Here is a 23534-nt window from a genome sequence, read left to right as displayed (position 1 = left end):
CCCCACTCCGAGCCCCCGCCCCGCCCAGGGACGGGGGCTCGCGCGTACGACCGGCGCGCAGGACAGGACCCGGCGACCGCCCTCAGTTGAGCCGTGCCCGTGCCGCCTGGGCCCGGCGGCGGATCGTCGTCGCCGAGTCCGGGTCCACCGCGTCCATCACCTGGGCGTACGCCTCCATCTCCACCGCCCCCGTGAGGAACTCCCCGCGCTGGACGAGCAGCTCGGCCCGTTCGTAGCGGAGTCTCGCCGGGTGGGAGGGGAGGAGCAGGGCGAGTTCCACGGCCCACAGGGCCACGTCGGAGCGCTCGGGGCGGGGGGCCGCCCAGGCGCGGATGTTGTTGAGGATCCGCAGGACGATCGCGCCGGGCTCGGCGGGGCGGAGCATCGAGCGGTCCAGCGCCTCGCCCGTCGCGCTCGCCACCAGGAGCTCGGCGTCCGCGCCCGTCATCGCCCGGCCGCCCGCGAACGGGTCGGCGAGGTGCAGGTCGGCCGGGTCGCCGAAGCCGACGACGAAGTGGCCGGGCAGTCCGAGCCCGTACACCGGGGCACCGGCCCGGCGGGCGACCTCCATCCAGACGACGGAGAGCAGGATGGGCAGGCCCCGGCGGCGCCGGAGCACCTCGTGCAGCAGCGAGGACTCCAGGCGCTGGTAGTCGGCCGGCACGCCCTCGAAGCCCTCGTGGCGGCCGAGGAGCGCGGCGAGTTCGACGGCCCAGTCGCCGGTGAGCCGGGTCGCGTACGGGACGAGCCCGGCGAGCCGGTCGAGTTCGATCTCGGCCTCGTCGAGGACGCGCCGGGTGACGGAGGGGTCGGCCACCGCGCCGATCAGCAGGCAGAGCCGGGCGAGGTCGGGCCGCTCGGCGCGGGCCTCCTCGGCGAACTCCCGCCGCCAGTCGTCCCGGTCCGGCTCCTCGGACGCGCCCGCCGGCCCGCCCGGTGGTGGTACGTCCTCCGTCACGCCTCGACCCATCGGTAGTGGTGGTAGTGGTGGTGGGGCGCGAAGCCCATCCCGTCGTACAGCGCCCGCGCGGCGTCGTTGTCCGCCTCCACCTGGAGCCAGGCCGCCGACGCGCCCTCGTCGAGCGCCTGCCGGGCGAGCGCCGTCATGACCGACGTCGCCAGGCCCCGGCGGCGCCGGCCGGGGTCGACCTCGACCGCCATGAAGCCGGCCCAGCGGCCGTCGACCACGCAGCGTCCGATCGCCGCCGGCACCCCTTCCGTGCCCTCGACGGACGCGAACCACACGCTCGGACCGGACGCGAGGACGGACCGGACGGCCGGACTCGCCTCCTCGAAGCGCTGGTAGCGGTGCAGCCAGGCCTCGTCGACCGTCCGGGAGAGGCGTACGGCGGAGACGTCGGCGTCCAGGTCGCCGATCGGGGCCAGCGCCCCGATCCGTACCTCGGCGGAGACCTCGCGCCGCCAGCCGTGCCGGTCGAGGGCGGCGCACAGCAGCTCTTGGGTGCCCTCGGCGCCGGTGGCGGCCTGGACGTACGCGGGAAGCTTCCGGGCCGCGTACCACGCGCGCGCGTGCGCCAGGGCCTCGGCGACCGGCAGCCCCGGATCGCCGAGCGCGAGGACCGAGTTGGCGCGCCGGGTGAATCCGTCGGAGGCCCGCAGGGTCCACTCGCCGAGGGGCTCGCTCTCGACCGGCTGCCACGCGCGCGCGGTGGCGCGGGCGAGTTCCGCGAAGGTGGCGGAGGGACCGCGGCGGCGGGCGGGGGCGGCCGGGACGACCTTCCCCGCGGCCAGCGCGGATTCCGGGATGCGGACGCTCTCGCCGTTCTTTCGTGTGATCAGCAGCACATGGTTGTCCCATGATGTGAGAACCCCGACCGCGTCGGTGAACTTCTCACCCGACTGCGCCGAGTCCGTCACGTACCGAACGGAGACACGTTTTCCCACGTCAGCGCTGGTGATTCGCACTTCAAGACGCCCTCCGCCGGTGATTTCCACAGCTTCTCCGCCCCTCCTGTTCGGATCGCCCCCAAGAACGGAGATACTAGGTGCGGGCATCGACGACGCCGCGCTCCCGCGCAGACCAGCCCTATCGAGGAGGAACGACAGCGTGACCTACGTCATCGCGCAGCCTTGTGTCGACGTCAAGGACAAGGCGTGCATCGAGGAGTGCCCCGTCGACTGCATCTACGAGGGCAAGCGGTCCTTGTACATCCACCCGGACGAATGCGTCGACTGCGGGGCCTGTGAGCCGGTCTGCCCGGTCGAGGCGATCTTCTACGAGGACGACACCCCGGAGGAGTGGAAGGACTACTACAAGGCGAACGTCGAGTTCTTCGACGAGCTCGGTTCGCCCGGTGGTGCCTCCAAGCTCGGCGAGATCGAGCGCGACCACCCCTTCATCGCCGCCCTGCCGCCGCAGAACGGCTGATCGTTCGCCCTCGGTCCCGTACGGCCTCGCCGCCGTGCGGGACCGAAGCGTTTTCCGTACGCACGAGGAAGTGAGCCAACCCGTGAGCGCAGTCTCTTCGCGCCTTCCCGTCTTCCCCTGGGACAAGCTGGAGCCGTACAAGAAGACGGCCCTGACCCACCCGGACGGAATCGTGGACCTGTCCGTCGGCACGCCCGTGGACCCGGTCCCCGCGCTGATCCAGGAGGCCCTGGTCGCGGCCGCCGACTCGCCGGGCTATCCCACGGTGTGGGGCACGAAGGAACTGCGGGACGCGCTCACCGGCTGGTGCGAGCGGCGCCTGGGCGCGGTGGACTTCGCCCACGAGAACGTGCTCCCGGTGGTCGGCTCCAAGGAGCTGGTGGCCTGGCTGCCGACGCAGTTGGGGCTCGGCGCGGGCGACGTGGTCGCCTACCCGCGGCTTGCGTACCCGACGTACGAGGTGGGGGCGCGGCTCTGCGGCGCGACGCCCGTCGTCTACGACGACCCCACGGAGCTCGACCCGGCCGGCCTGAGGCTCCTCTGGCTCAACTCCCCGTCCAACCCGACCGGCAAGGTCCTCGCCAAGGACGAGCTGACCCGGATCGTGGCCTGGGCGCGCGAGCACGGCGTCCTCGTCTTCTCGGACGAGTGCTACCTGGAGCTGGGCTGGGAGGCCGACCCGGTCTCGGTCCTGCACCCGGACGTCTGCGGCGGTTCTTACGAGGGGATCGTCGCGGTCCACTCGCTGTCCAAGCGCTCCAACCTGGCGGGCTACCGGGCCGCGTTCATCGCGGGCGACGCGGCCGTCCTGGGCGAGCTGCTCCAGATCCGCAAGCACGGCGGCATGATGACCGCCGCCCCGGTGCAGGCGGCGACGGTCGCGGCGCTCGGCGACGACGCGCACGTGGCCGAGCAGCGGGAGCGGTACGCGGCCCGGCGCACGGCGCTGCGGGCGGCCCTGGAGGCGCACGGCTTCCGGATCGAGCACAGCGAGGCGAGCCTGTACCTGTGGGCGACCCGGGGCGAGCCGTGCTGGGAGACGGTGGCGTACCTGGCGGAGAAGGGCATCCTGGTGGCGCCCGGCGACTTCTACGGCGAGGCCGGGGAGCGGTTCGTGCGGGTGGCGTTCACGGCGACGGACGAGCGGGTCGAGGCCGCGGTCAAGCGCCTGGGCTGAGCGAGTGCCGGAGGGCCCGAGGAGCAGGTGCTCCCCGGGCCCTCCGTGCGTCCTGGTGCGGGTCAGCCGATCGGCAGGCCGCCGAGGGTCTGGCCGGTCGGCAGGCCGCCGAGGCCACCGCCCAGGGCGCCGCCGGTGGGGCCCTCGGCGCTCTCGGCGGCGGCGCCGGCGGTCTGGCCGACGACCTCGCCCGTGCTGCCCGCCGTCTTGCCGACGACCTCCTGGGCGGCGGGGGTGGCGGTCTTGCCGGCCGTGCCGAGGGTCTTGCCCGCGGCCGGGACGGCGGTGCCGACGGCCTTGCTGCCGGTCCCGCCGACCACGCCGGTCGCGGTCTGCGAGGCGCTGTCGACGGCGCTGCCCGCCCCGGCGGCGTCCAGGGCGGTCACGCCGCCGAGGGCACCGGCCGGCGCGAGGCTGTTGTCCAGAGCGCTCGCGGAGCCGGCCGCACCGACCACGGGGGCTGCTCCGGCCGCGACGATGAGGGCGGCACGGGCGATCCGGCGGGTCAGGGAGAGGGACATGGTGCTCCTTCGACGAAGAGGACGATTACGCGGTGACAACCGGCCCTGGGGCGGGGGAGGTTTCGGCGACCGAAGGTAAAGAGTTGGCAATGCGTCGTATTGTCGGGTGGGGAGGAAAACGGACGAACGTGTCATTGTGAGGGGCTCTGCCGAACCGTCACTTCCCTTGTGTGCCAAGGGGTGCGAGGGGGAGGGGTGACGGCTGGGAAAGGCGCCGCGAAGCCCCCGCCAATTCCTCCCGCCCCGACCCCGGCCCGTGCCACGACCGGGTGACGCCCCGCACGGGTGCGCGACACGATCGAGCCGCGTGTGGCAGGCCCGGCCGCCTCCGGCGCGGCCGTGTGAGCGGCCGCGTGCGCCGCCGCCCCGGCGCCCACCGCACCGGCCGCGCCCGGAAAGCCGCCCCGGCGGCTACCGGGCGGGTCGTACGCGACGGCCCCGCCGCTCCGGCCGGCGCGCGGCTGCTGCGCGAGTCGGGTGCGGCGGGACCGTCACCGCCGACTGCCCAGTCGCATACGGCCGCCTCGCAGGCCCTTGCGCCGCCCGCACGCGGGCAGGTCGCCGTCCGGGCGGTCGCCGCGTGAGCCCGTACGCGTGCGGGTGTCGTTCCGGGGGTCGGAGCGCCGGCCGTGGTCGGGCGGGCTGCCGCCCCGTCGGCCCTTGTGTCAGCCGTACGCGGAAAGGCGCGCCGTTCCGGCGGTCCCCGCGTGAGCCCGCACCCCTGTGTGCGCCGTTCTGGCAGCCGGTGCGCCGGTCGTACGCGGGCGGGCCGCCGCCCCGCGGCCACTGCGCCGGTCGTACGCGGGAAGGTCGCCGCCCTGCGGCTACTGCGCCAGTCGCATGCGGACCGACGTGCCGGTGCCGGTCGGTGAGGACTTCGACCAGCCTCCGTCCGCCTCGCCCGCGCGCCAGACGCGGTCGCCGAACGAGACCTCCCTGATGCGCAGCGTGTCCGCCCTCGCCACCGCCCACTGCGCCAGCTCCCAGCCGCGCCGCTCGTCCGAGCCGGCCCCCGGCGCGCTCCCCGCGCCCGTCGCCCCCCGGACCGGCACCACGAGCACCGGCGGCTCCGAGGCAGAGCGGCCCGCGCTCGGGCCGCCCGTCACGGCCTTCGGCGCCGCCTTCTCGCCGAACGACCGCACCAGCTCCCGGCGCACCTGCTCCGGATCGCCCGGCCGGCCCTTCGCCGCGCTCGCCGTACAGATCAGCGCCGCCGGGGACCGTCCCGTGAGCGCCGCCGACAGCAGCGCGGCGTCCGGCTCGTGCTTCGCGTACGCCTGCGGGAAACCGCTCCGCTGCACCTTCTGCGCCGCCACCGTCAGCGGCAGCCGCGAGTACCCCGGGACCTTCTCCAGGCCCTCGTAGAACTTCCCCGCCGAGTACACCGGGTCCATGATCTGCGCCGGCGTCCCCCAGCCCTGCGAGGGCCGCTGCTGGAAGAGCCCCAGCGAGTCCCGGTCGCCGTGCTCGATGTTCCGCAGCGCGGACTCCTGCAGCGCGGTCGCGAGCGCGATCGTCACGGCCCGCTCCGGCAGCCCCCGGGTGGTGCCCGCCGCCGCGATCATCGCCGCGTTGGACGCCTGCTCCGGAGTGAACTCGTAGCGGTTGTCCCCACTGCCCACACTGCACCGGGGTGCCCCCGTGCTCCCCGTCATCTGGTGGACGGCCACGTACGCGGAGAGGCCGAGGAGCACGGCGAAGGCGGCCGCGGAACGGGCGCGGCGGCCGCGGCGGCGGGGGCGGGTGGGCTCGGACACGGGGCCCACCGTACTGGAGGCCGCGTTAGGGTCGGCACATGGCTGACATCACCCCGCCCGACGCCCCCCTCGACCTCTCCCTGGACGGGGCGGCGCTCACCGCCGCCCTCATCGACTTCCCCTCCGTCAGCGGGACCGAGAAGCCGCTCGCCGACGCGATCGAGGGGGCCCTGCGCCTCCTGCCGCACCTCACCGTCGACCGGTACGGCAACAACGTCGTCGCCCGGACGAACCTCGGCCGCGACGAGCGCGTCGTCCTCGCCGGCCACATCGACACCGTGCCGATCGCCGACAACGTGCCCTCGCGGCTCGACGAGGACGGCATCCTGTGGGGCTGCGGCACCTCCGACATGAAGTCCGGGGTGGCGGTCCAGCTGCGCATCGCCGCCACCGTCCCCGAGCCCAACCGCGACCTCACCTTCGTCTTCTACGACAACGAGGAGGTCGCCGCCGACCTCAACGGCCTCGGCAAGGTCGCCGCCGCGCACCCCGACTGGCTGGAAGGCGACTTCGCCGTCCTCCTCGAACCCTCCGACGGCCAGGTCGAGGGCGGCTGCCAGGGCACCCTGCGCGTCATCCTGCACACCGCCGGCGAGCGCGCCCACTCCGCGCGCTCCTGGATGGGCTCCAACGCCATCCACACCGCCGCCCCGATCCTCGACCGCCTCGCCGCCTACGAGCCGCGCAAGCCGGTCATCGACGGCCTCCAGTACCACGAGGGCCTCAACGCCGTGCGGATCGAGGGCGGCGTCGCCACCAACGTCATCCCCGACGCCTGCGCCGTCACCGTCAACTACCGGTACGCCCCCGACCGCTCCCCGGCCGAGGCCCTGGCGTACGTCCGCGAGTTCTTCGACGGCTGCGACATCGCCGAGTTCGTCGTCGACGACGAGAGCCCGGGCGCCCTGCCCGGCCTCTCCCACCCCGCGGCCGAGGCCTTCATGAAGGCCGTCGGCGGCAGCGCGCAGCCCAAGTTCGGCTGGACCGACGTGGCCCGCTTCAGCGCCCTCGGCGTGCCCGCCGTCAACTACGGCCCCGGCGACCCCCTGTACGCCCACAAGCGCGACGAGCACGTCCACGTCGACCGCATCCACCACTGCGAGGCACGGCTCCGCGACTGGCTGACCGCCTGACTTCCGTAATTTCGCATTTCGTCACCTCCGTGGTCCTACGCTGACCCCAGCAGAAGATCGTCGGTTCGACGGAGGGAGCAGGCCATGGGTGTCCCCGAGGGGGAGACGAAGCCGGAGGAGCAGCGGCTCGGGCCGGTGCTCAGGCGCAGGGACCAGATCCAGCCGGGCACCACGGACCAGCGGCTGCTCGACACCGAGGGCGACTCGGAGTGGGTGCACACCGACCCCTGGCGGGTCATGCGCATCCAGTCCGAGTTCGTCGAGGGCTTCGGCGCCCTCGCCGAGCTGCCGAGCGCGATCAGCGTCTTCGGCTCGGCCCGTACGAGGCCGGACTCGCCGGAGTACGAGGCGGGCGTACGGATCGGCCGGGCGCTCGTCGAGGCGGGGTTCGCCGTCATCACGGGCGGCGGGCCGGGCGCCATGGAGGCGGCCAACAAGGGGGCCAGGGAGGCCAGGGGCGTCTCGGTGGGCCTCGGCATCGAGCTCCCCTTCGAGCAGGGGCTCAACCCGCACGTCGACATCGGCGTGAACTTCCGCTACTTCTTCGTCCGCAAGACGATGTTCGTGAAGTACGCGCAGGGCTTCGTCGTCCTGCCCGGCGGCCTCGGCACCCTCGACGAGCTCTTCGAGGCGCTGACCCTGGTCCAGACCCGGAAGGTCACCCGCTTCCCGATCGTGCTCTTCGGCACGGAGTACTGGAAGGGCCTGGTCGACTGGCTGCGCGACTCGGTCGTGGCGGGCGGCAAGGCCTCGGAGCACGACCTCCTCCTCTTCCACGTCACGGACGACGTGGAGGAGGCGGTGACCCTGGTGACGAAGGAAGTGGGCCGCTGAGGCCGACCGGCGCCGGTCGGTTGTGACAGGCGTTCCTCCCCCGGACCCCGTCCGGGAGGTGCCCCCAGGGCGACGGGGGTCCCCCTGCTGGAGCGAAGCCGAGAGCTTGGGGGAGGGGTCGGCCACAACCGACCACCGGGCCGCAGGAGCGGGGCTACGCCAGCCCGCGCCGGGCGACCGCCGGCGGACGGTGACCGGCGATGGACGCCACCATGTCGAGCACCTGACGGGTTTCGGCGACCTCGTGGACCCGGTACACCTGCGCCCCGAGCCACGCGGAGACCGCCGTCGTGGCCAGGGTCCCGAGGACCCGCTCCTTGACCGGCCGGTCGAGGGTCTCACCCACGAAGTCCTTGTTGGACAGGGACACCAGCACCGGCCACCCCGTCGCCGCCATCTCCCCGAGCCGACGCGTCGCCTCCAGGCTGTGCCGGGTGTTCTTCCCGAAGTCGTGACCGGGGTCGATCATGATCCCGTCCCGCCGCACGCCGAGCGAGGCCGCGCGCTCCGCGAGACCCACCGTGACCCGCAGGATGTCGGCCATCACGTCCTCGTACTCCACCCGGTGCGGCCGGGTCCGCGGTTCCGCGCCGCCCGCGTGCGTGCAGACGAGCCCCGCCCCGTGCTTCGCGGCGACCTCCGCGAGCCGCGGGTCGACCCCGCCCCACGCGTCGTTGAGGACGTCCGCCCCGGCCTCGCAGACCGCCTCGCCGACGTCCGCCCGCCAGGTGTCGACGCTGATCACGACGTCGGGATGGCGCCTGCGGACCTCGGCGACGAAACCGACCGTGCGCCGCGCCTCCTCCTCGGCCGTCACCTCCTCGCCGGGGCCCGCCTTCACCCCGCCGATGTCGATGATCGCCGCCCCCTCCGCCACGGCCTGCTCGACCCGGGCGAGCGCGGGCTCGTCCCGGAAGGTCGCGCCCTGGTCGTAGAAGGAGTCCGGGGTCCGGTTCACGATCGCCATGATCACCGGCTCGTGCGGCCCGAATTCACGCCGTCCCAAGCGCAGCATCCCTTTTGTCCTCCCTCGCGTCCGTTCGCCTGTGACCCTAACCGTCGGTGGCGCATGGCACGATCGGCACGGGACGTTTTCCACTCCGGGGAGAGGCGCGCAGGTGTTCTGGTTTCTGCTCATCACGATGGTCGTGGTCGTGGCCGCGGTGACCCTCGCCGTGGTCGGCGGCGGCGACAGCGAGGTGCTGCCCGAGGTGGCGCCCGAGCAGCTCGTCGACCCGCTTCCGGTCGCCCGCCCGGTGGACCGCGCCGACGTCGAGGCGCTCCGCCTCCCCGTCGCGCCCCGCGGCTACCGGATGGCCGACGTGGACGACGTCCTCGTGCGCCTCGGCGCCGAACTCGCCGAGCGCGACGCCCGGATCGCCGAGCTGGAGGAGGCGCTCGCGGGCGCGGGCGGCGCCGGTGACGCCGGCGCGGAGGGCGGCGAGAAGTGACGGGCGAGGCGATCCCCGGGCCCGACGGGCTGCTGCGCTGCCCCTGGGGCCTGTCGACCGAGGACTACGTCGCGTACCACGACGAGGAGTGGGGGCGCCCGGTCCACGGCGACGACGCCCTCTTCGAGCGGCTCTGCCTGGAGGCCTTCCAGTCGGGCCTGTCGTGGATCACGATCCTGCGCCGCCGCGAGGGCTTCCGGCGTGCCTTCGCCGGCTTCGAGATCGCCTCCGTCGCCGCCTTCGGCGAGGCGGACCGCGAGCGGCTCCTCGCCGACGAGGGCATCATCCGCAACCGTGCCAAGGTCGACGCGACCCTGGCCAACGCGAAGCTGCTCGCCGACTGGTCCCCGGGCGAGCTCGACGCGCTGATCTGGTCCCACGCCCCCGACCGGACGACCCGCTCCGCCCCGCGCACGCTCGCCGAGGTCCCGGCGGTCACCGACGAGTCGACGGCCCTCTCCAAGGCCCTCAAGAAGCGCGGCCTCCGCTTCATCGGCCCCACCACGGCCTACGCCCTGATGCAGGCCTGCGGGCTGGTGGACGACCACCTGAAGGACTGCGTGGCCCGGGGCGACGGGTAGCCGCCCCGGGCGCGGGCCTCAGCGGCCCAGGTACTTCGGCTTCTCCTTGGCGATGAAGGCGCGGACCGCGATCGTGTGGTCCTCCGAGGCGCCCGCCAGGGTCTGGAGCTCCTCCTCCTTGCCGAGGGCCTCCGTGAGGGAGTGGTCGGCGCCGAAGGCGAGGGACTCCTTCAGGGCCGCGTACGCCACCGTCGGGCCCTCCGCGAGGGTGCGGGCCACCTTCTCCGCCTCGGCCGCCAGGTCGGCGGCCGGGACCAGCCGGTTCACGATGCCCAACTCGTACGCCTCCCGGGCGCTGATCGAGCGCGGGAAGAGCAGCAGGTCGGAGGCCCGGCTCGCACCGATCAGCCGGGGCAGCGTCCACGACACGCCCGAGTCGGCGGTGAGGGCCACGCCCGCGAAGGAGGTGTTGAAGGAGGCCGTGTCCGCGACCACCCGGTAGTCCGCCGCGAGCGCGAAGCCGAAGCCCGCCCCGGCGGCGACGCCGTTCACGCCCGCGACGACCGGCTTGCGCATGCCGGTGAGCGCGCGCACGATCGGGTTGTAGTGGTCACGGACCGTGTTCATGGTCTCGCTCGTGCCGGACTCCTGGTCCGCCGTGAGCAGCCCGACGTGCTCCTTCAGGTCCTGGCCCACGCAGAACGCCCGGTCACCGGCCGCCGTGAGCAGCACCGCCCGTACGGCGGGATCGGCCGCGGCCGTCTCCGCGGCGTCCCGGAGGGCGACCTTCGTCGCCACGTTCATCGCGTTCATGGCCTCGGGCCGGTTGAGCGTGATGGTGGCGAGCCCGTCGCGCACCTCGTACAGCACCGTGTCGGCCATCAGGATCCCTTCGCCTCATTGCGTGGTTGACCAGCCCAGCATGGCGGAGATCACCCGTGCCGCCCATGTGAGGTGCGTCAAAGACGTCAAAGATCGAAGGAGCCGCTCCGACGTCGAGCGGCGAAGTATCGCAGGCCGATCCCCGAAATGTGGGGTTTTGAGAGAGCGCGTTGCGCAAGCGATGCCGAGCGATGTTGGTCATCGGGTCCTGCCATGCGGGATAATGACCTGGAAGCAATGTGTTCGAAGCCGGTGACGCGTGCTCCACATCAAGGAGCTGCCCGGCTGACAATGAGCTGGTTTCAGGAAGGGGAACAAGCATGGCGGCCATGAAGCCGCGGACGGGTGATGGCCCGCTCGAGGTGACCAAGGAGGGGCGGGGCATCGTCATGCGCGTTCCGCTCGAAGGCGGCGGTCGGCTTGTCGTCGAGCTGACCCCGGACGAGGCCGAGGCACTGGGCGACGCCCTCAAGAAGGTCGTCGGCTGACCCTCTTCTCCACGATTCCTGAGCGCTGCCCCGGTACGGTCCGCCGTCCCGGGGCAGCGGTGTCTCCGGCGGCGGCGCGCCCCCGCCGGACGAGCGGTCAGCCGCGCCGTACCGCGCAGAGCAGGCCGTCGCCCACCGGCAGCAGGGAGGGGACGAGCTCCTGGCTCTCCCGCACCGCGCGCAGCAGCTCGCGGACCCGCTGGACCTCCGCCGGCTGGGCCCCCGAATCGACCGTGCGGCCGTCGGCGAAGACCCCCTCGAAGCAGACCAGACCCCCCGGTCGCAGCAGGCGCAACGATTCAGCGAGATAGTCCAGGTACTCGAGCCGGTCGCCGTCGCAGAACACGAGGTCGTATCCGCCGTCCGCGAGCCGGGGCAGCACGTCCAGGGCGCGGCCGGGGATGAAACGGGCCCGGTTGCCCGCGAAGCCGGCCGCCCGGAACGCCGTCTTGGCGAGCTGCTGCCGCTCCGGCTGGAGGTCCACCGTCGTCAGGACCCCGTCCGGGCGCATCCCGAGCAGCAGATAGATCCCGGACACGCCCGTGCCGGTGCCGATCTCCGCCACCGCCTTGGCGTCCGCCGTCGCGGCGAGCAGGCGCAGCGCCCCACCGGTGCCCGGCGACACCGAGGGCAGCCCTGCCTCCCGGGCCCGCTCACGGGCCCAGCGCAGAGCTTCGTCCTCGGCGACGAAGGCGTCGGCGAACGACCAGCTCGTCTGCCGGTTGGCGGTAATGGCCCTCTCCTGTCCCCGTAGTTGACGCAACGGTGACTGTATCCGCTGTCAGCGGGAACCCGCAGATGGGACCGTGCGTTCACCAGGGGTAGGGATGCGAGGGAGGGAGCCGGGCGACCCGGTTCCAAATTCGCGTAAAGATTCTTATCCGGAGCTAACGGGCGAGGTGGCTATGGTAGGGGCTCCACTGGACACCACCAGAGCCGACAGGGGAGGTGCGGCTGCGCCTGTGGATCGGGGAGGAGTGCTTCGGCGTCTTCTCAGGTCGGCGGGTGAGCCGAAATCCGTGACCGACACCGCTGACCGTTTCCGCACCACCGACTCCGCTCCCACCACCGCGACCTTCGCATCGGATGCGGAATCGCAGGCGTGGACCCCTCCCACCTGGGAGGAGATCGTCAGCACCCACAGTGGCCGGGTCTACCGCCTCGCCTACCGCCTGACGGGCAACCAGCACGACGCCGAGGACCTGACCCAGGAGGTCTTCGTCCGCGTCTTCCGCTCGCTGTCGACGTACACCCCGGGCACCTTCGAGGGCTGGCTGCACCGCATCACCACCAACCTCTTCCTCGACATGGTCCGCCGCAAGCAGCGCATCCGTTTCGACGCGCTCGCCGACGACGCGGCCGAGCGGCTGCCCAGCCGCGAGCCCTCGCCGCAGCAGGCGTTCAACGACACGCACTTCGACGCCGACGTGCAGCAGGCCCTCGACACCCTCGCGCCCGAGTTCCGCGCGGCCGTCGTCCTCTGCGACATCGAGGGACTGTCGTACGAGGAGATCGCCGCGACCCTCGGCGTGAAGCTCGGCACCGTCCGCAGCCGCATCCACCGGGGCCGCTCCCACCTGCGCAAGGCGCTCAAGCACCGCTCGCCCGAGGCCCGGGCGGAGCGTGCGCTCGCCTCCGTCGGATGGGAGGCAGCGACAGCGTGAGCGGCACACGTCCCACGTCGCCGACCCCCGCGGAGCACCATCTCGGGGACCGGCTGGCCGCGCTCGTCGACGGCGAGCTCGGCCACGACGCCCGCGAGCGGGTCCTCGCCCACCTCGCGACCTGCGCCCGCTGCAAGGCCGAGGCGGACGCCCAGCGCACGCTGAAGAGCGTCTTCGCCTCGGCGGCTCCTCCGCCGCCCTCGGAGGGCTTCCTCGCCCGTCTCCAGGGGCTTCCCGGGGGACCCGGCGAGCCGGGAGGGCCCGGCGGACCGCGCGGCCCCCTCGAAGAGCTCCTCGGCGCGGGCGGAGTGAAGTCGGACGGCTTCGCCACCGCCGTCGTCACCCCGCACCCCGACGTCCCCGGCACGGGCTTCCGCGTCCACGCCGTCGGCCACCGGCCCTCCGGGGCCTCCGGACGGGGTCGGCGCTTCGCCTTCGCGGCGGCCAGCGCCGTCTCGTTCGCCGCGATCGCCCTCGGCGGCACCCTGCCCCTCGAAGCCTCGGTGAGCGCGAGCGCACGCGGCGGCCAGGGCACCGGCAGCGCCGTCACCCCGCTGCGCGCCACCGCGACCGGCGGCGGCACGGGCACCGGGACCGCGGCCGGGCGCGGCACGCGCTCCGGCGAGCGTGCGGGCGCCCGGTCCGTCGGCGACGCCGAGCCGCTCGCCGCGGTGCCCCCGGCCGCGGTCCCGCCGGGGCCGGTCGTGGCCGTGGCCCAGGGCACGGTCCCGTCGGGCGCCGTCCCGCCGGACGCGGTGCGCTCCGCCGCCGCTCCGCTCGTGGCCGTACGGCTGCGGAGCCCCGCCCCGCAGTCGCTCCTCGCCCTCTCGCCGTTCGTACGGCCGACGGCTCCGGCCCTCCGGCTGGCCTTCGCCCCCGGGCCCAGCCCGATGGCGAGTCCGACGGCAGGACCGCTCGGCTCCCACCGCTGACCCGCGACCTGGTTGAATCCAGGGACAGGGGCGCCCGACCCAGGGCGCGGACGGGTCAGCTGTTGCGGGGAGAGCATGAACAACGGGAAGCCGAACTGGTGGAGCCGGCCTTCGAGCACACCGGAGGCGGCGCGGATACCCACGCCGCCTCCGGCCGACGAGGGCGACGGTGACTTCCCCCTGCCCGCGCCCCAGCCCTCCTCCGGGCAGGAGCCGGCCGACCTGAAGGACCCGGCGCCCGTCCCCGGACCCCAGGCACCCGAGCCGTTCGCGGCGGAGCCCGTGGCGGCCGATTCCGGGCAGGCGGCGGAGGTCCCGGCTCCGGAGTCCGGGCCCGCGCCGGCGGTCGAGCCGGCGAAGTCCGCGCCCGAGCCCGCCGTCGAGCTGACGAAGACCGCGCCGGAGCCCGCGGCCGAGCCCGCCACCGTACCCCCGGCGGCCCCCGTGCCCGCCGCGGCCGAGACGCAGGCCCTCGACCGGACCCCCGCGCCGCAGGCGCGGCAGCCCCTGCACGCGCCCGACGAGTACCGCACGCCGCCCTACGGCGAGCCGGGGCCGTGGGCGCCCGCACCGCCCGTGCAGCGCCCGCCCGCCGCCGTACCGCCGCAGGCACACCCGCACCCCCAGCCCCACCCGCAGGCGCACGCCCACCCGCAGCCGCAGCCGCAGCCGCAGCCGCAGCCCCAGGGCGGGGCCGCGCCCTGGGTGCAGTACGACCCCTGGAGCGCCCCCGGGACCGGCGCCCCGCCGCTGCCCGCGAAGAAGTCCCGGAAGGGGCTCGCGATCGCGGCCGCGCTCGCCTTCGCCCTGGTCACCGGCGTCATCGGCGGGGGAATCGGCGCGTACGTCGAGCGGAACGGCGGACTCACCACCGTCGAGCTGCCGCAGGCCGAGGCCGGGGACACCGGCCGCGCCCCCGACAGCGTCGCCGGGATCGCCGCCAGCGCCCTGCCCGGCGTGGTCACCCTGCACGTCCGGGGCAACGGCTCCTCCGGCACCGGCACCGGATTCGTCCTGGACACCAAGGGCCACATCCTCACCAACAACCACGTCGTCGACGGGGCCGCGTCCTCCGAGGACATCTCGGTGACCTTCTCCAGCGGCGAGACGGCCCGCGCCAAGCTCATCGGCAAGGACACCGGCTACGACCTGGCCGTCGTCCAGGTCACCGGTGTCTCCGGCCTCAAGGCGCTGCCGCTCGGCAACTCCGACAACGTCCGCGTCGGCGACCCCGTCGTCGCCATCGGCGCCCCCTTCGACCTCTCCAACACCGTCACCTCCGGCATCATCAGTGCCAAGGAGCGCCCGATCACCGCCGGCGGCGAGAAGGGCGACGGCAGCGACATCAGCTACGTCGACGCGCTCCAGACCGACGCCCCCATCAACCCCGGCAACTCCGGCGGCCCGCTGCTCGACTCCAAGGCGCAGGTCATCGGCATCAACAGCGCGATCCGCGCCGCCGGCGGCGGCTCCGGCGAGGGCGAGGGCGGCGGCGCGAGCCAGCCCGGCTCCATCGGCCTCGGCTTCGCCATACCGATCAACCAGGGCAAGCGCGTCGCCGAGGAGCTCATCAACACCGGCAAGGCCACCCACCCCGTCATCGGTGTGAGCCTCGACATGCAGTTCAACGGCGACGGCGCCCGGGTCGGCGAGAAGGGCAAGAACGGCTCCGCCTCCGTCACCGCCGGCGGCCCGGCCGCCCAGGCGGGGCTCCGGCCGGGGGACGTCATCACCAAGGTCGACGGCCAGCGCGTGCACAACGGCGAGGAGCTCATCGTGAAGATCCGCTCCCATCGTCCCGGCGACAAACTGGAGCTCACCCTGAGCCGGGACGGCAAAGAGCTGACAAAGACGTTGACGCTCGGGTCCTCGCAGGGCACCTGAGCGCCGTGTGGCGGACACCGCAAGGTACCCGTCCGACAGTTTGGGCGGGTACCGTGGACCGGGCCCTGGACCGGCGTGAAGGAGCTACTAGGTGTTCAGCGACATAGGCGCACTCGAGCTGGTGACGCTCGTGGTCCTCGCCGTGCTCGTCTTCGGGCCGGACAAGCTCCCGAAGGTGATCCAGGACGTCTCGCGCTTCATCCGGAAGGTCCGCGAGTTCTCCGACAGCGCGAAGCAGGACATCCGCAGCGAGCTGGGACCGGAGTTCAAGGACTTCGAGTTCGAGGACCTCAACCCCAAGACGTTCCTCCGCAAGCAGCTGGAGAGCAACGAGGACCTCAAGGAGCTGAAGGAGCTGCGCGGCACCTTCGACCTCAAGAAGGAGATGAACGAGGTCGCCGACGCCGTCCACGGCCGCGAGTCGGCGCCCGCGCCCGCCGCGGTCAACGGCTCCCCGGACCTGCTGAAGAAGCAGGACAAGCGAGACGAACAGGGCACGGCCGAGCGTCCTCCGTACGACTCCGACGCCACCTGACGACGGCCTGTCACCGAACAGCTCCTCCTCGGTGGCTATCCTCCCTCTGTTGACGGAACGAGGAGGCGGCCGAGATGAAGACGACGAGTCGGGTGGAAGCCGATGGCTTTCTGCGCGCACCCTTCGCCTGGTACGGGCTGGACGAGGCGTTCACCGGCCCGCGCCGGCTGATGCAGGTCGGCACGGCGGCGGACGGCACCGTCCAGCACGGCTCGATGGGCCACGGTGACGAGCCGTCGATAAAGTCCGAGGCCGGCAGCGCGGAGAAGGAGCGCTTCGCCGTCGTCGTGACGGTCGCCGCGAACCCCGTGCGCCGCACCGGAGACGGCACCGGCGTCCTCGACGCCACCACCGTCTCCTCCGCCGCTTGGCTGGCCGGCTCCGGGCTCCTCGCCCACACCTGGCCCGCCTCCCTCGACCACGCGCTGCGGGACCACTGGCTGGACCAGCAGACGGAGACGGCCTTCGAGCTGGCCGACGACCTCGACGGGCCGGCCTGGACGACCCTGTCGCTGCCCGTGGACGGGGTGCCGGTGCCGTTCCACTACCGGGAGTCCGAGCTCGGCTGGGTGCTGGCCGGATCCACCGGAGAGGTGCACATCGGGGCGTACGGGCGGGGGATGAGCGCGTACGGGCTCGGGTTCTCGCAGGTGAAGGACCTCGGCGCGTACGGCGCCTGAACACGGCGAAGGGCGCCCCCACCGGGGGGCGCCCTTCGCCGTGTCTCAGAACTTGTTGCGCGGCGTGATGCCCAGGCTCATGCCGGAGAGGCCGCGCTGGCGGCCGCCGAGCTTGCCGGCGATCGCGCGGAGGGCCGCGCCCGCCGGGGAGTCGGGGTCGGAGAGGACGACCGGCTTGCCGTCGTCGCCGCCCTCGCGGAGCCGTACGTCGATCGGGATCGAGCCGAGGACCGGGACCGTCGCGCCCGTGGTCTGCGTCAGGCCGTCCGCGACCTTCTGGCCGCCGCCCGTGCCGAACACGTCGACCATCTCGTCGCAGTGCGGACACGGCAGGCCCGCCATGTTCTCGACGACGCCGACGATCTTCTGGTGGGTCTGGACGGCGATCGAGCCGGCCCGCTCGGCGACCTCGGCCGCCGCCTGCTGCGGGGTGGTGACCACGAGGATCTCCGCGTTCGGGACGAGCTGCGCGACCGAGATCGCGATGTCGCCGGTGCCCGGCGGCAGGTCGAGCAGGAGGACGTCCAGGTCACCCCAGTACACGTCCGCGAGGAACTGCTGCAGCGCGCGGTGCAGCATCGGGCCGCGCCACACCACCGGGGCGTTGCCCGGGGTGAACATGCCGATGGAGATGACCTTCACGCCGTTCGCCGACGGCGGCATGATCATGTTCTCGACCTGGGTCGGACGGCCGTCCGCGCCCAGCATCCGCGGCACGCTGTGGCCGTAGATGTCGGCGTCCACGACGCCGACCTTCAGACCGTCGGCGGCCATCGCCGCGGCCAGGTTCACGGTCACGGAGGACTTGCCGACGCCGCCCTTGCCGGACGCCACCGCGTACACCCGGGTCAGCGAGCCCGGCTTCGCGAAGGGGACCTCGCGCTCGGCGCTCGTGCCGCGCAGCGCCGCCGCCAGCTCCTTGCGCTGCTCGTCGCTCATCACGTCCAGCGAGACGTCGACGGAGGTGACGCCCTCGACGCCGGAGACGGCCTCGGTGACGCGCTGCGTGATGGTCTCGCGCATCGGGCAGCCGGAGACCGTCAGGTAGACCGTGACGGCGACCCTGCCGTCCGGTTCGATCTCCACCGACTTGACCATGCCGAGCTCAGTGATCGGCTTGTTGATCTCAGGGTCGTTCACCGTCGCCAGTGCTTCGAGCACCGCGTCTTCCGTAGCCATACCGACGATGGTACGGCGCCGACCACCGGCCGATGAAAGGGCTGTCAACGGTCGGGTACGTCACTTCCGCGGTCCTCGTCGGACGGGAATAGATCCCGACGCTCCTCCAGCTCCTTGAGAAGGTCCTGGAGCTCCGAGCGGATCCAGTCGCGGGTCGCGACCTCGCCGAGGCCCATCCGCAGCGCCGCGATCTCCCGGGTCAGGTACTCGGTGTCCGCGATCGACCGCTCGTTCTGCTTCCGGTCCTGTTCGAGATTGACCCGGTCCCGGTCGTCCTGCCGGTTCTGGGCGAGCAGGATCAGCGGCGCCGCGTACGAGGCCTGCAGGGACAGCGCGAGCGTCAGGAAGATGAAGGGGTACTCGTCGAACCTCAGCGACGACGGCGCGAAGACGTTCCACCCGATCCAGACGACGACCGTCAGGGTCATCCAGACCAGGAACCTGCCCGTGCCCAGGAAGCGGGCGATCCGTTCCGAGAAGCGCCCGAAGGCCTCGGGGTCGTACTCCGGCAGCAGCCGGGACCGCCGCTCGCGCGGCAGGTCGAGCCGGATGCGGGGCACGGACCGCTCCCGCTCGCGCTCCCGGTCCTGTGTGCGCTCAGCCGCCATGTCCGGCCCCCTCCTCGTGGAACTCGGTCTCCCGCCAGTCGTCCGGCAGCAGGTGGTCGAGCACGTCGTCGACGGTGACCGCGCCGAGCAGCGAGCCGCTCTCGTCGACCACGGGCGCGGCGACCATGTTGTACGCGGCGAGGTAGCTGGTCACGGCCGGCAGCGGGGTGGCCGGGCCGAGCGGCGGCAGATCGCTGTCCACGAGCGAACCGACCAGCGTGAACGGCGGGTCGCGCAGGAGCCGCTGGAAGTGCACCGTGCCCAGGTACTTGCCGGTCGGCGTCTCGTCCGGCGGCCGGCACACGTACACCTGCGCCGCGAGCGCCGGGGACAGGTCCTGCTGACGGACCCGGGCCAGCGCGTCCGCGACGGTCGCGTCCGGGCGCAGCACGATCGGCTCGGTCGTCATCAGACCGCCCGCCGTGCGCTCCTCGTACGCGAGCAGCCGGCGCACGTCGGCCGCGTCGTCCGGCCGCATCAGGGTGAGCAGCCGCTCCTGGTCCTCCTCGGGCAGCTCGGACAGCAGGTCGGCGGCGTCGTCGGGGTCCATCGCCTCCAGGACGTCGGCGGCGCGCTCCTCCTTCAGCTTGCCGAGGATCTCGATCTGGTCGTCCTCCGGCAGCTCCTCCAGGACGTCGGCGAGCCGGTCGTCGTCGAGGGCTGCGGCGACCTCGGCGCGCCGCTTGGGGGAGAGGTGGTGCAGGGCGTTGGCGAGGTCGGCGGGGCGCAGCTTCTCGAAGGTGGCGAGCAGGCTCTCGGCGCCCTGCCCGTGCTCCTCCAGGGAGAAACCGGTGACGGCCGACCACTCGACGGTCAGCGTCTCCCCCTTGCGGCGCAGCGCCCCGCCCTTGCCGCGCCGGACGAAGACCTTGTCGATCTCCCAGTCGCGGCGGGCGGGCAGCTGCTGGATGGCGACGTCGAGGACGGTGACCTCCTCGCCCGTCTCCACCAGCGTCACGCGCCGGTCGAGGAGCTCGCCGAGGACGAGCCGCTCGGTGGGGCGCTGCTCGAAGCGCCGCATGTTGACGACGCCGGTCGTGATGACCTGGCCGGAGGCGACGCCGGTGACCCGGGTCATGGGGACGAAGACCCGGCGGCGGCTCAGCACCTCCACGACCATGCCGAGCAGCCGGGGCGGCCTGCGGCCGACGCGGAGCATGGCGACGAGATCGCTGACCCGGCCGACCTGGTCGCCGACCGGGTCGAAGACGGGGACCCCGGCGAGATGGGAGACGAAGACCCGGGGGGCGCCTGCCGCCATGCCACGCGCCTCCTCGATGCCGCACGATCCGAGCCGTCGCAGAGCTTTGCCGGGGATTGCAGAGCTTTGCCGGGTTCAGGCTAGCCCGTGACGTTCCGCCCCGCCCCGGCAGCGACTCCGTACGGCTGCCTGCGGGGCCCCTCACCCGTCCCGGGTACGCTGCGGTCTGCCGTTCCCCCCATCGGCCCCGACACCGGACCCGGCCCTTCCGCCCGGCCGGGAACACGGGCCGTCCGCGGCACCCCGTACGGGCCGCGCCCGTCCCCCCCCACGACACGAGAGGCAGCGCAGATGGCCGTTCGCACCCCGTCATCGCGTATCCGCAGGGCCGTCACGCCCCTGGCGCTCTGCGCCGGACTGACGGTGGGGCTCACGGCCTGCGCCGCCGACCCGGACGAGGGGACGAACGGGGTGGGGAGACTCTCCGCACCCGAGATCGAGAGCAAGGCGCAGACCGCGGCGGACGCGGCGAAGGCGGTACGGCTGTCCGGCACCCTGGTCAGCAAGGGCGGCACCTTCAAGCTGAACATGCGGCTCAAGCAGGACGGCGCCGCCGGCTCGGTGACGACGAAGAACAGCACCTTCGAGCTGCTGCGGGTCGGCGAGGCGCTCTATCTGAAGGCCGACGCCGGGTTCTGGGCCCACGACGGCAAGGGGGGCGACACGCCGTCCGAGGCGGACTCCGAGGCCGCCGACACGCTCGACGACAAGTACGTGAAGGTCCCGCAGGGCGACCCCTCGTACAAGCAGCTGCGCGGCTTCACCGACATGGGGCAGCTGCTCGACGGGCTGATCGGCCTGCACGGCGAGAAGGTCAAGGGCGACCGGGACCAGATCGGCGGGGTCCGCACGGTCAAGGTCAAGGGCGGGGCCGACGGCGAGGGCGGCACGCTCGACGTGTCCCTGGACGGCGAGCCGTACCCCGTGCAGTTCGCGCGGGGCGGGGGAGGGGGCGTCGTGGTGCTCTCCGAGTGGAACAAGGACTTCCCGCTCACCGCCCCGTCGAAGGAGGAGACCCTCGACTACGGCAAGCAGCTGCCCCGGACCTAGGAGTGCCCCGTACGGCGGACAGCGGCCTCGCGGTCCCCCTGCCGGCGGGCCTGGTGGTCTGCCCCCCCCGCGGACTCGGCCGGGCGTGACCGTCCGGCCCACAATGGAAGGGGTGACCACGTCCGACGCGGCACCGCCTCCGAACGCCCGCGTCGAACCGTCGAACGACACGGCACCGCACGAGGAGGAACCCATGTACGTCGTGGTCCAGCACAAGATCTTGAACCCGGAGACGGCGTTTCCCCGGGGCCAGGCCCTCATCGACGGCACCGGAGCGCCCGACGGCACCCGGGTGCTGCAGTTCTACCCGCACGTCGACGGATCCGTCGTGACGTGCCTCTGGGAGACGGAATCCGTAGCGGACGTCCAGGGCTTCGCCGATGCCACTCTCGGTGACTCGAGCGTCAACGTGTGCTACGAGGTCGACGCGGAGAAGGCGTTCGCCGACCGCCCGTCGGGCCTGAGGCCGAAGTCGGCTCCTGTCGCCTAGCACCTGTCCGCTGCTCTTGTACGGCGAGCGGCTGCCCCGGACCTAGCGCTTCTTCTTCCGGAACAGCAGCTTCGGCAGTCCCGCCGGAACCGGGCGGCGGGTGTTCGCCGCCGTCGGGAGCGGCACGGCGGCCAGGGAGCCGTCCGGCAGCTCCGTGGTCGAGGACCGCGGGTCGAGCCGCACCAGGCGGCACTCGCGCGCCCAGCGCTCGGGCATGGCCTCGCCGTCGGGGGCGTTGAGCCGCTTCCCCTTCAGTTCGGCGACCGCCGCGTCCCACTCCTCCGTGCCGGGGGCGATCTCGCGGACGGCGGCGGTCCAGGCGACGAGCCGGCCGCCCTTGTCCTTGCTGCGGACGGTCACCTCGGCCGTGCCGCCGTCCACCAGCCCCGGCAGCGGCTGCTCGCCGGGGCCGTCGCCGACGACGTGCGCGGCGCCGTCGTGCCAGACGTGCCAGAGCGCGCGGGCGGGCCCCGTGCCGCGCACCCACACCAGGCCGGACTTCTTGGTGGCCTCCTCGACGAGGGCGGACCCGAGCAGCTCTTCTGTCATGGCCCGAAGCCTAGCGGCCCCGTTGCTACAGCCAGCCGTTGCGCTTGAGCGTGCGGTGGATGGTGAAGCAGATGGCGATGATGCCGGTGAGCACCATCGGGTAGCCGTACTTCCAGTGCAGCTCCGGCATGTGGTCGAAGTTCATGCCGTACACGCCGCAGACCGCCGTGGGGACGGCGACGATGGCCGCCCACGAGGTGATCTTGCGCATGTCCTCGTTCTGCGCGACGGTCGCCTGCGCCAGGTTGGCCTGGAGGATCGAGTTGAGGAGCTCGTCGAAGCCGACGACCTGCTCCTGGACGCGGGCGAGGTGGTCGGCGACGTCCCGGAAGTACTTCTGGATGTCGGGGTCGACCAGCCGCATCGGCCGCTCGGAGAGCAGCTGCATCGGGCGGAGCAGCGGCGTGACGGCCCGCTTGAACTCCAGCACCTCGCGCTTGAGCTGGTAGATCCGGCCGGTGTCGGTGCCGCGCGTGGAGCCCTTCGCGGCCGGCGAGAAGACGTCGATCTCCAGCTGGTCGATGTCCAGCTCGACGGCGTCGGCGACCGCGATGTAGCCGTCGACGACGTGGTCGGCGATGGAGTGCAGGACGGCCGAGGGGCCCTTGGCGAGGAGCTCCGGCTCGCCCTGGAGGCGGTGGCGGAGGTTGCGCAGCGAGCCCTGGCCGCCGTGCCGGACGGTGATGACGAAGTCGGGGCCGGTGAAGACCATCACCTCGCCGGTCTCCACGACCTCGCTGGTCGCGGTGAGTTCGGCGTGCTCGACGTAGTGGATGGTCTTGAAGACGGTGAAGAGGGTGTCGTCGTACCGCTCCAGCTTGGGCCGCTGGTGGGCGTGGACGGCGTCCTCGACGGCGAGCGGGTGCAGCCCGAACTCGGCCGCGATACCGGCGAATTCGGCCTCGGTCGGCTCGTGGAGCCCGATCCACGCGAAGCCGCCGCTCTCCCGCACCTGGCGCATCGCGCCGCGCGGGGTGAGGCACGCGCGGTCGTCGATCCGGCGCCCGTCGCGGTAGACGGCGCAGTCGACCACGGCGCTGGAGGCCGAGTGGTCACGGGTGGGGTCGTACGAGGTGTACGTGGTGGGGGTCTTGCGCAGGCTGTGCCGCAGGCTCGGGCGGACGGCGGCGGTGAGGTCACGGATCATCGACACGGGCGTGCTCCTTCACGGATCGGCCGTCGGCGCGGAGCGTGGCACAGCCCGGAATGGGGACGGTGAGGTACGTCGTCCACAAAGCGGGCGGCACCGGAGGGGCGCGGAGACGGCGGTCGCTACAGACAGGGGAAGGCGAAAGATGCTCTTCCGTCGAGCGAGATGCCGGAGGGGCGGGTCCGTGCCGGACCCGGACGTCACCGGAGGGAGCGCACCGGGCGGGGATGCGGAGCGGCGGAAGAGCGGCTGGTACTGCCCGACCGACTTCGGTCCATCGCAGTCCCACCTCCTCCGGCCGGTCCCCTGTCGGGGATGACGTGTGACGAGCAGTCGGGAATCCCGACCAGTGGCCAACACTATCAGCCGACAGAGGGTCAATCCCTTACTTTGCCCGTT

Annotated in this window: 26 protein-coding genes; 14 read left to right on the top strand and 12 right to left on the bottom strand. The window is 73.0% G+C overall.

Annotated features, from left to right (window positions below):
• Window positions 1-82: 82 nt before the first annotated feature.
• Together BLW86_RS13260 and BLW86_RS13255 are read right to left on the bottom strand one after the other, a co-directional pair.
• Window positions 83-970 (bottom strand): transglutaminase family protein, encoded by an 888-nt coding sequence (locus tag BLW86_RS13260; RefSeq protein ID WP_371129480.1) that lies wholly within the window; start codon window positions 968-970, stop codon window positions 83-85.
• On the bottom strand, window positions 955-1956 hold the full coding sequence (locus BLW86_RS13255) for a GNAT family N-acetyltransferase (protein ID WP_093874228.1): 1002 nt from the start codon (window positions 1954-1956) through the stop codon (window positions 955-957). The genes BLW86_RS13260 and BLW86_RS13255 overlap by 16 nt, the downstream gene beginning before the upstream one ends.
• Window positions 1957-2068: 112 nt before the next feature.
• Here BLW86_RS13255 and fdxA point away from each other — a divergent pair, with 112 nt between their 5' ends.
• Window positions 2069-2389 (top strand): ferredoxin, encoded by a 321-nt coding sequence (gene fdxA / locus BLW86_RS13250; protein ID WP_015035968.1) that lies wholly within the window; start codon window positions 2069-2071, stop codon window positions 2387-2389.
• An 82-nt stretch (window positions 2390-2471) separates the two neighbouring features.
• Window positions 2472-3566: a bifunctional succinyldiaminopimelate transaminase/glutamate-prephenate aminotransferase gene (locus BLW86_RS13245; RefSeq protein ID WP_093874227.1), complete on the top strand. Its 1095-nt coding sequence runs from the start codon at window positions 2472-2474 to the stop codon at window positions 3564-3566.
• A 62-nt stretch (window positions 3567-3628) separates the two neighbouring features.
• Here BLW86_RS13245 and BLW86_RS13240 read toward each other — a convergent pair whose 3' ends face one another.
• Together BLW86_RS13240 and BLW86_RS13235 are read right to left on the bottom strand one after the other, a co-directional pair.
• Window positions 3629-4087, bottom strand: coding sequence for an ATP-binding protein (locus BLW86_RS13240; RefSeq protein WP_093874226.1), 459 nt, complete (start codon window positions 4085-4087; stop codon window positions 3629-3631).
• A gap of 824 nt (window positions 4088-4911) precedes the next feature.
• Entirely contained in the window at window positions 4912-5853 is a 942-nt protein-coding gene (locus tag BLW86_RS13235; protein ID WP_093874225.1) for a VldE C-terminal domain-containing protein, read from the bottom strand.
• A gap of 29 nt (window positions 5854-5882) precedes the next feature.
• Between BLW86_RS13235 and dapE the strand changes: the two genes are divergently transcribed.
• Window positions 5883-6977, top strand: a complete 1095-nt coding sequence (gene dapE, locus BLW86_RS13230) for a succinyl-diaminopimelate desuccinylase (RefSeq protein WP_093874224.1) — start codon at window positions 5883-5885, stop codon at window positions 6975-6977.
• 84 nt (window positions 6978-7061) lie between these two features.
• Window positions 7062-7811 (top strand): LOG family protein, encoded by a 750-nt coding sequence (locus BLW86_RS13225; protein ID WP_093874223.1) that lies wholly within the window; start codon window positions 7062-7064, stop codon window positions 7809-7811.
• 154 nt (window positions 7812-7965) lie between these two features.
• On the opposite strand, the gene folP is transcribed toward BLW86_RS13225, so the two are convergent.
• Complete coding sequence (gene folP / locus BLW86_RS13220) at window positions 7966-8826, bottom strand: dihydropteroate synthase (protein WP_093874222.1); 861 nt, start codon at window positions 8824-8826, stop codon at window positions 7966-7968.
• Window positions 8827-8929: 103 nt separating this feature from the next.
• On the opposite strand from folP, the gene BLW86_RS13215 reads away from it, so the two are divergent.
• Together BLW86_RS13215 and BLW86_RS13210 are read left to right on the top strand one after the other, a co-directional pair.
• The gene (locus tag BLW86_RS13215; protein WP_093874221.1) at window positions 8930-9262 is read left to right on the top strand and encodes a hypothetical protein; all 333 of its coding nucleotides are present in this window, start codon (window positions 8930-8932) and stop codon (window positions 9260-9262) included.
• Window positions 9259-9843, top strand: coding sequence for a DNA-3-methyladenine glycosylase I (locus BLW86_RS13210; protein ID WP_093874220.1), 585 nt, complete (start codon window positions 9259-9261; stop codon window positions 9841-9843). Before BLW86_RS13215 ends, BLW86_RS13210 begins: the two co-directional genes overlap by 4 nt.
• A gap of 18 nt (window positions 9844-9861) precedes the next feature.
• Here the strand turns inward: BLW86_RS13210 and BLW86_RS13205 are convergent, their stop codons facing one another.
• A complete protein-coding gene (locus BLW86_RS13205; RefSeq protein WP_093874219.1) occupies window positions 9862-10665 on the bottom strand; it encodes a 2-cyclohexenylcarbonyl CoA isomerase in 804 nt (267 codons plus the stop codon).
• Between the two features lie 320 nt (window positions 10666-10985).
• Here BLW86_RS13205 and BLW86_RS13200 point away from each other — a divergent pair, with 320 nt between their 5' ends.
• Entirely contained in the window at window positions 10986-11153 is a 168-nt protein-coding gene (locus BLW86_RS13200) for a DUF3117 domain-containing protein (RefSeq protein ID WP_009997451.1), read from the top strand.
• 97 nt (window positions 11154-11250) lie between these two features.
• Here BLW86_RS13200 and BLW86_RS13195 read toward each other — a convergent pair whose 3' ends face one another.
• Complete coding sequence (locus BLW86_RS13195) at window positions 11251-11916, bottom strand: O-methyltransferase (protein WP_093874218.1); 666 nt, start codon at window positions 11914-11916, stop codon at window positions 11251-11253.
• A gap of 142 nt (window positions 11917-12058) precedes the next feature.
• Here BLW86_RS13195 and sigE point away from each other — a divergent pair, with 142 nt between their 5' ends.
• The 5 genes from sigE (at window position 12059) to BLW86_RS13170 (ending at window position 16848) form a co-directional block, all read left to right on the top strand.
• Complete coding sequence (gene sigE, locus BLW86_RS13190; protein WP_093874217.1) at window positions 12059-12817, top strand: RNA polymerase sigma factor SigE; 759 nt, start codon at window positions 12059-12061, stop codon at window positions 12815-12817.
• Window positions 12814-13749, top strand: a complete 936-nt coding sequence (locus BLW86_RS13185; protein WP_093878644.1) for an anti-sigma factor family protein — start codon at window positions 12814-12816, stop codon at window positions 13747-13749. Before sigE ends, BLW86_RS13185 begins: the two co-directional genes overlap by 4 nt.
• Before the next feature lie 75 nt (window positions 13750-13824).
• The gene (locus tag BLW86_RS13180; protein WP_177181641.1) at window positions 13825-15633 is read left to right on the top strand and encodes a S1C family serine protease; all 1809 of its coding nucleotides are present in this window, start codon (window positions 13825-13827) and stop codon (window positions 15631-15633) included.
• Window positions 15634-15724: 91 nt separating this feature from the next.
• A complete protein-coding gene (locus BLW86_RS13175) occupies window positions 15725-16168 on the top strand; it encodes a sec-independent translocase (protein WP_093874215.1) in 444 nt (147 codons plus the stop codon).
• 74 nt (window positions 16169-16242) lie between these two features.
• Entirely contained in the window at window positions 16243-16848 is a 606-nt protein-coding gene (locus BLW86_RS13170; RefSeq protein WP_093874214.1) for a hypothetical protein, read from the top strand.
• A gap of 45 nt (window positions 16849-16893) precedes the next feature.
• On the opposite strand, the gene BLW86_RS13165 is transcribed toward BLW86_RS13170, so the two are convergent.
• From BLW86_RS13165 to BLW86_RS13155, 3 genes are read right to left on the bottom strand one after another with little or no spacing between them, the layout of a single operon-like run.
• Complete coding sequence (locus BLW86_RS13165; RefSeq protein ID WP_093874213.1) at window positions 16894-18027, bottom strand: Mrp/NBP35 family ATP-binding protein; 1134 nt, start codon at window positions 18025-18027, stop codon at window positions 16894-16896.
• Window positions 18028-18071: 44 nt separating this feature from the next.
• Window positions 18072-18635: a DUF1003 domain-containing protein gene (locus BLW86_RS13160; RefSeq protein WP_093874212.1), complete on the bottom strand. Its 564-nt coding sequence runs from the start codon at window positions 18633-18635 to the stop codon at window positions 18072-18074.
• Window positions 18625-19896: a magnesium transporter MgtE N-terminal domain-containing protein gene (locus BLW86_RS13155; protein ID WP_093874211.1), complete on the bottom strand. Its 1272-nt coding sequence runs from the start codon at window positions 19894-19896 to the stop codon at window positions 18625-18627. The genes BLW86_RS13160 and BLW86_RS13155 overlap by 11 nt, the downstream gene beginning before the upstream one ends.
• Before the next feature lie 291 nt (window positions 19897-20187).
• On the opposite strand from BLW86_RS13155, the gene BLW86_RS13150 reads away from it, so the two are divergent.
• The gene (locus BLW86_RS13150) at window positions 20188-20946 is read left to right on the top strand and encodes a hypothetical protein (RefSeq protein ID WP_093874210.1); all 759 of its coding nucleotides are present in this window, start codon (window positions 20188-20190) and stop codon (window positions 20944-20946) included.
• Window positions 20947-21058: 112 nt separating this feature from the next.
• Entirely contained in the window at window positions 21059-21436 is a 378-nt protein-coding gene (locus BLW86_RS13145) for a hypothetical protein (protein ID WP_093874209.1), read from the top strand.
• 42 nt (window positions 21437-21478) lie between these two features.
• On the opposite strand, the gene BLW86_RS13140 is transcribed toward BLW86_RS13145, so the two are convergent.
• On the bottom strand, window positions 21479-21985 hold the full coding sequence (locus BLW86_RS13140; protein ID WP_093874208.1) for a hypothetical protein: 507 nt from the start codon (window positions 21983-21985) through the stop codon (window positions 21479-21481).
• A 25-nt stretch (window positions 21986-22010) separates the two neighbouring features.
• Window positions 22011-23138: a magnesium and cobalt transport protein CorA gene (locus tag BLW86_RS13135; RefSeq protein WP_093874207.1), complete on the bottom strand. Its 1128-nt coding sequence runs from the start codon at window positions 23136-23138 to the stop codon at window positions 22011-22013.
• Window positions 23139-23534 lie beyond the last annotated feature (396 nt).

The sequence above is a fragment of the Streptomyces sp. TLI_105 genome, from assembly GCF_900105415.1.
In the GTDB taxonomy this organism is placed as follows: domain Bacteria; phylum Actinomycetota; class Actinomycetes; order Streptomycetales; family Streptomycetaceae; genus Streptomyces.
Note: the sequence above shows the minus strand (reverse complement) of the source record. Positions and strands in the feature narration are given on the sequence as shown.